At 37.1% G+C, this 7,092-nt stretch carries 5 protein-coding genes; 2 read left to right on the plus strand and 3 right to left on the minus strand.

All coding sequences use genetic code 11. The annotated features are described in order from the left end of the window. Positions 1-9: 9 nt before the first annotated feature. Positions 10-1,431: an FAD-dependent oxidoreductase gene (locus L654_RS0107355; RefSeq protein WP_024607687.1), complete on the plus strand. Its 1,422-nt coding sequence runs from the start codon at positions 10-12 to the stop codon at positions 1,429-1,431. A 922-nt stretch (positions 1,432-2,353) separates the two neighbouring features. Then, positions 2,354-3,376: a GGDEF domain-containing protein gene (locus L654_RS0107365; protein WP_343223535.1), complete on the plus strand. Its 1,023-nt coding sequence runs from the start codon at positions 2,354-2,356 to the stop codon at positions 3,374-3,376. 371 nt (positions 3,377-3,747) lie between these two features. Here the strand turns inward: L654_RS0107365 and recN are convergent, their stop codons facing one another. The 3 genes from recN to nadK all read right to left on the minus strand — a co-directional run. Beyond that, a complete protein-coding gene (gene recN, locus L654_RS0107375) occupies positions 3,748-5,421 on the minus strand; it encodes a DNA repair protein RecN (protein ID WP_007584560.1) in 1,674 nt (557 codons plus the stop codon). Positions 5,422-5,496: 75 nt separating this feature from the next. Continuing rightward, positions 5,497-6,054, minus strand: a complete 558-nt coding sequence (locus L654_RS0107380) for a hypothetical protein (RefSeq protein WP_024607689.1) — start codon at positions 6,052-6,054, stop codon at positions 5,497-5,499. 343 nt (positions 6,055-6,397) lie between these two features. Further along, the coding region (gene nadK / locus L654_RS0107385) for an NAD(+) kinase (RefSeq protein ID WP_024598351.1) at positions 6,398-7,092 on the minus strand (695 nt) is incomplete at its 5' end.

Genomic DNA, 7,092 nt, shown 5'->3' on the forward strand with positions numbered 1-7,092 from the left:
GGGGGCAGTATGAGCGAAAATGTATATCAATTTATAGACGTGCAGCGTGTAGACCCACGCAAAAAACCAATCTCGTCACGTAAAAAATCTTTCGTAGAAATTTACGAACCCTTTTCAGAGAATCAGGTTAACTCACAAGCTGACCGTTGTTTAGATTGTGGTAACCCATACTGTGAGTGGAAATGTCCAGTACATAACTACATTCCACAATGGTTAAAGTTAATACGCACGGGCCGTATTATAGAGGCGGCTGAGCTTTCTCATCGTACAAATAGCTTACCAGAGGTTTGTGGGCGTGTTTGCCCACAAGACCGCTTGTGTGAAGGCTCGTGTACGCTCGATGAAGAGTTTGGTGCGGTTACAATTGGTAATATTGAAAAATACATTACTGATGAGGCATTTAAAATGGGCTGGAAGCCTGATATGTCTTATGTAACATGGACTGACAAAAAAGTNNNNGTAGCCATTATTGGTGCGGGCCCTGCAGGTTTAGGGTGTGCTGATATTTTAGTGCGAAATGGCGTTAAACCAGTAGTGTTTGATCGTCACCCAGAAATAGGTGGACTACTCACATTTGGTATTCCTTCTTTTAAACTTGAAAAATCAGTAATGCAAAAGCGCCGTGAAATTTTCACTGAAATGGGCGTAGAATTTAAGTTAAATGTTGAAGTAGGTGTTGATATTACACTTGATCAAATTTTAGCTGATTACGACGCTGTGTTTTTAGGGGTTGGTACGTATCAGAGTATGCGTGCAGGTCTTGAAAATGAAGATGCAGCGGGTGTTCACGATGCATTGCCGTTTTTGATTGGTAACACGAACCGTGTAATGGGCTACGACGAGACAAAACAACCGTGTATTGATATGGCTAATCAAAAAGTAGTTGTACTTGGCGGTGGTGATACAGCGATGGATTGTGTGCGTACGTCTATTCGACAAAATGCTGCAAAAGTAACGTGTGCTTATCGTCGTGATAAAGAAAATATGCCAGGCTCTAAACGTGAAGTTAAAAACGCGAAAGAAGAAGGCGTTATATTTACGTATAACGTTCAGCCTAAAGGCATTGTATTGAACGATAAAGGTAAAGTGACCGGCGTTAAAATGGTTAAAACTAAATTAGGTGAACCTGACGCAAAAGGCAGAAGCCGTGCTAAAGAAGTACCTGGTTCAGAGCATGTTATTGAAGCAGATCAAGTTATTATGGCGTTTGGTTTCCAACCTCACAAAATGGATTGGTTAGAAAAATACGATGTAGAAATAAACAACTGGGGCGGTATTAACGCACCAGAGCAAGGTGAGTTTACACATCAAACTACTAACCCTAAAATATTTGCTGGTGGCGACATTGTACGTGGTTCAGATTTAGTGGTAACTGCTATTTTTGAAGGACGTAACGCTGCAGAAGGTATTATGGATTACTTAAAAGTTTAATTTTTCGTGTTAAAATAACGATATTTAAAGCAAGCCAAGTGGCTTGCTTTTTTATTTGTTTTATCCAAATGTAATGTCAACGTAATTAGTGACAAATGGGGCTATATTTATACCACCTTTTGTATGGCTTTCTTGAACAACACCTTTTGTTAGTAACTTCATGTAGAAACCTTATATAGTAACTTTCAGAGAAACTGCTTTGCCATTATGGGGTGTTCTTTCTAAGCCAAATGCGATTTCTTTGGGTATCTGCTAAGCGGCTTTCAGGGCTCGTTTCATATATATAAACGTTATCGACACTTCTTTCTTCTATGTCGTTTATATACTCTAATACCAATTCGCTTAATTAAGTAATCTATTTTGAGATAACAAAATTATGTCGATAATGAGGCTAAAGTTTCGCTACTTAGGTGTTCTCGGTAATTACCTCTACATTGCTTTGTATTCATGCAGTCGTATTTCGAAAGTTTTAACGCAGTTAGCGCCAAGTTCAATCCTTAAAATTGATTGAGTATTATCGCGGATTGGTATAATGCGTGTACTTTTTTGTAGCGGCATTTTTATTGATTAATGTGTTGTTTACTCGGTCCAGGCACAATTCATAGAATAGTTACTACCATCTTTAACTGTGCAGGTTTATATTATTTTTTGACTACCAGTCAGTTCGATTATTGCAGGAATAAAAGGGCGTACTTATATAATTTAGCAAATGGTATTAGTGCCAAGCAATTTAATATCGTAAAAATGTACTTACCTGAGATAAATGCAAGAGGCTAAAAATATGTGCACAATTGTCAGTGCTAATTACTAACCTTAATAGTTGATTTAAATATAAAGTAGGTTCATTATTGCACGCTGTTTACGGTTTGCTTACTTTATATCTATAAGTTTGCTTTTATACATTAATAAATAAATAGAAATTATGTACGAATATTCAAACAATTTAGAAAGGAAGCTCATTGTTCGGCTCTTTTCCTCAATAGGCTTTATAGCAACGTTTTCGATGGCTAGCTTAGCATTTATTAACAGTAGCTATTTATTAGCATTTACTTTGGTTGTTTCTTCGTTTGTTTACTTATCGGCGTTTAATATAGGTAGAGGTGTAGAGAAGTCTGCAACTGTAATTTTATATAACCTGTATGCACTGATGTTTTATCTTGTACTTACAGGAGGAGCACAAGGTACAGGGCCTATATGGATATTTATAGTGTCTCCTGTTACTTATTCAATTCGAGGGCTTAAACGAGGGACGTTTGATATTGTTTTATTTTTATCGGCGATTGTTCTCGGTTTCTATTGCGCTGATACATTTAATATATATGACTACAATCCTGAGCAGTTTCCAGTCAGAATCATACTCGCTTTTATAATTGTTGCATCGCTGAGTGGTTATTACGAATTTTCAAGAGAAAAATACAGCAGTAAATTAATTGCTTTAAGCCAAAAAAATGAATTTTTAGCAACTATAGATCCACTCACTAATCTGCCAAACCGTCGTTTCACTATGAATAAGCTTATAGCTTTTAAAAATGAGCTTAAAAATAATAATATTCCGTTTGTAATATTATTAGCTGATGTAGATAATTTTAAAAAAATTAATGATCAATTCGGCCATGATTTTGGCGATGAAGCTCTTATCCATTTAGCCAAAACATTTGAAAATAATATTCCGCAAAATGCGATTGCTTCACGTTGGGGCGGTGAGGAGTTTTTAATTGTGATTCCAAATGTAACCGTTGATGAGGGCGAGCTCGTTGCAGAAAAAATCCATAATGCCCTTAAAGCTTCAGCTGTAAGCTTATTTTCAGATAGTGTAAATATAACGCTAAGTATTGGCATCACAGCTGCAAACGCTGAGCGCTCAATTGACCTAGATATTAAGCATGCTGATGAACTACTTTATAAAGCAAAAGAGCAAGGTAAAAACAGAACGTGCTCTTTTTAAATGTTTATTTACTTTAATCCATTGAAAACGAATCAAGGGATGGCCTTATTTTAGCCTTTCTGCGTTTTAAGCTCATGTAGCATATTACAATACACGCAATCTGCATTGTAATTAAAACCCAATAACTAACACCTAAATCACTTAGTCCATTTATTTTTTCGCTAGTAAAGTAATAGGCCACAACGATTAGTTGAAAAACTAAAAAGCTATTTAAAAACTTAAATAAACGTTGTTTAAAACAAGTATGTTTATATTTACTAAATATAATTAAACAGGTGCTTAGTACTAATAACAACCAACTTAAAATTATACAAAAATCAACTAAAGTACTGTGCATTATTTAATCCTTGAAGACGTTATTTACTAACACATTAGGCGTGAGCCATTATTAGTTCTTTAGCATTTGCTTTAGCTGTTTTGCTTATGTTATCGCCGCCAAGTAAACGGGCTATTTCATTAATACGGCCATCTTTATTTAAAGGCAGCATATGAGTAAACGTTTCGCCTTGTGCTATTTCTTTAGCTACAAAAAATTGCTGATGTGCACTACTGGCAACTTGCGGTAAATGAGTAACACAAATCACTTGAGTCGACTTACCTAATTGGCGTAATAGCTTACCTACAGCAGATGCCGTTGGGCCAGAAATACCTACATCAACTTCATCAAAAATAAGCGTTGGGGTTGTTACTTTTTGGGCAATAATTACCTGTATAGCAAGACTTATACGAGAAAGCTCACCACCTGATGCTACTTTAGCTAATGGCTGAAGTGGTTGCCCCGGATTAGTTGATACTAAAAACGAGACATTATCAAAGCCTAGGCTGTTTGGTGTACGATTACTCTCTTGAGTTAAGGCTATTTCAAAAACACCGTTTTCCATTGATAAATTAGCCATGCTTTCACTTATTAGTGTGTTAAGTGTATTAGCATACTCGCAGCGGCTTTTACTTAATTCATCAGCAGTTTGCTTGTAACTAAGTAACGCGCTTTCTATTTCTGACTCAAGCTGCTCCAGACGATTACTATTATTACTTATTGACTCAAGTTCTTGAGCAATCGATTGATGAAACTCAACTAACTGCTGTGGTTTTATATGATGCTTACGCGCTAAATCCATCGCTCCACTTAGCCTATTCTCTACTTCAACTAAGCGTGCCGGGTCTAAATCTGCTTGCTCAGTGTAATTGCGCACTTCGCGGCTTGCTTCTTCAACTTGTACAGCGGCTTCGCTAAGCATAGCAGCTACGCTTGCTAAACTTTCGTCATATTGAGCCAGTTCGGTAAATTGTTGAGCGCTGTGCTGTAGTAATGAGCAAGCGTTTTGCTCATCACTTTCATATAAGTGTTGTAACTCACGTTGGCACGATTCTAATATTGTTTGGCTATTGCTTAGTTTGTAATGCTCAGCCTCAATTAAATCAAACTCATTCTCTTGTAATGCAAATTCATCAAGCTCAGCAACTTGATACTCTAACAATTGTTTTTGCGCTGCTTGTTGCTGCTGTTGTTGTTCTAAGTGTTTAAATTCTTTTTGTAAGTTAGCAAACTGTTTATAGTTTTTATTTACTGAGTTTACTAAGTGGTGATGCCCTGCATAGGCATCTAAAAGCTGTAACTGATGCTCAGCTTTTAATAAATATTGGTGGGCATGTTGTCCATGAATAGATATTAAATATTGACCAAGTTCTTTTAATTGTGATGCGGTAACTGCACTACCATTAATATAGCTTTTACTTCGGCCATTTTTACAAACAACACGACGTAATAAGCACTCGTTGTCAGAAGTGCTTAGCATATGTTGCTCTAAAAATGCTTGAGCAAGCGGTAGATCTGTTAAGTCAAATTGTGCACATACTTCTGCTTTATCAGAGCTTGGGCGAACTGCTGATGCTTCCGCGCGCTCACCTAAGCATAGCGATAGGGCATCAATAGCAATAGATTTACCAGCACCTGTCTCACCTGTGATCGCAGTCATACCGCTGCGCCATTCGGTGCTTAAATTACTTACGATTGCAAAATTTTTAACTTCTAAACCAATTAACATACTGTTTATCCATCCAGTCAATTAACTGTTAATTTATACAGTGTTTTGGTTTTTTGCAAATTAATTTTTTATTATTTAAGCAACACTTACATCTTGAGTAAACTGTGTATCGGAAGTTTGGGAAGATGCATCAATTTTATCATCAACAATATCAGTAGGTTGTATACTCTCTTCGGTTTTAAGCAGAGCAATGAGGGGAGGTAATGTATTAATATAAAAACTCTTATTGTACAAAATTCCTTGCTGGGGCAACTCAGATACAAAGTACTGTACATTATCGATCAATGGTTGAATTATATTTGTTTGATTGGTTTTAATTAACTCGTTGGACAACGTATTAATTAGTAGGTCGGCGGTATCTTCAAGCTGTTGCAAGTTCTCGTCTGTATGTGATTGAACAACAAAAAAATTATTTACAATAGCTTGAATGCGAGGAACGTATTTTGGGCGAATTATTTTAGCATCAAGTAGATCATTAAGCTTTGCTTTAAGGCGCGTATTTACATGCGAAACACGTTCATTAAATAGCTTTTTTCTAGCTTCTATCGCTTTTTTACGGTTACTCTCAATTTTGAGGTAACTGTATAAAAGTGTAATTAATAGCAGTAAAGCAAAGAATACTACATAAGTCATTGCTACTCGTTCCTAAATTAGTTGATTATTATTTTAAGTCGCCATTTTGCTTTATAGTACTAAATTTGGCAATAAGAATAGGGCGTGTTTACCTTTCAGGATTAAGATTTGTTCAATCTAGGGGGGATTTAATCGCGGCGCGAGGTTTGAAACCTAGTGGGCTAAGTAAAAACCGAGCAACAAAGAGTCAATCGCCCCTAGAAAGAACCCTGAGGGCAGCGCATGTTTGGCCTTTATGTTGCGTTATCGCCTATTTATGGGGAATAACCACACAACACAGGCTCTGCCTTGTCTAAATACCAAATATGCAGCTGCAAATTTAACCTCGAAAGATAAACAGGCCCTAGTACAAACGACTACCCCAATTCAGTTTTGTACGTAAAACGTTGTAGTAAGAGTAATTTTTTGGATGAATTAAGCGCAATTGTTTATCGGCTTTTTTAATTACTACCTCATCGCCGGGTAATACGGCTAGCACTACGTGGCTGTCGCAGCTTACCTGTAGGCTATCTGTATTTTCTAGGCTTAGCTTTAAACGAACTTCATTATCGGCATCTACCACTAAAGGTCTGCTAGATAAGGTATGAGGAAACATAGGTACTAACGATATAGCATTTAGTTCTGGCGTTAATATTGGACCGCCACCTGAAAGTGAATACGCCGTAGAGCCTGTCGGGGTTGATACTATTAAACCATCGGAGCGCTGAGAAAACACAAAGTCATTATTTATAAAAGCTTCAAATTCAATCATGTGCGCTACTTTATCGGCATGAAGTACCGCTTCGTTAACGGCTGAGTTTGCACTTTTTAATTCGTTGTGGCGATATACTTCTACTTCTAATAAAAAACGTTTTTCTTCAAGATACTCACCACTGAGCACTTGCTCCAAGCTCGCTTCAAACCCTTCGGGGTTTAAATCAGTTAAAAAACCAAGGTTGCCTCTATTTACACCAATTACAGCAATGTTAAAGCGCGCAAGTACGCGTGCTGCGCCAAGCATGTTACCGTCACCGCCTACAACAATGGCTAAATCGGCTT

Origin of the sequence: Pseudoalteromonas sp. TAB23, assembly GCF_000498075.1 — a bacterium.
GTDB classification, from domain to species: Bacteria; Pseudomonadota; Gammaproteobacteria; order Enterobacterales; family Alteromonadaceae; genus Pseudoalteromonas; species Pseudoalteromonas arctica.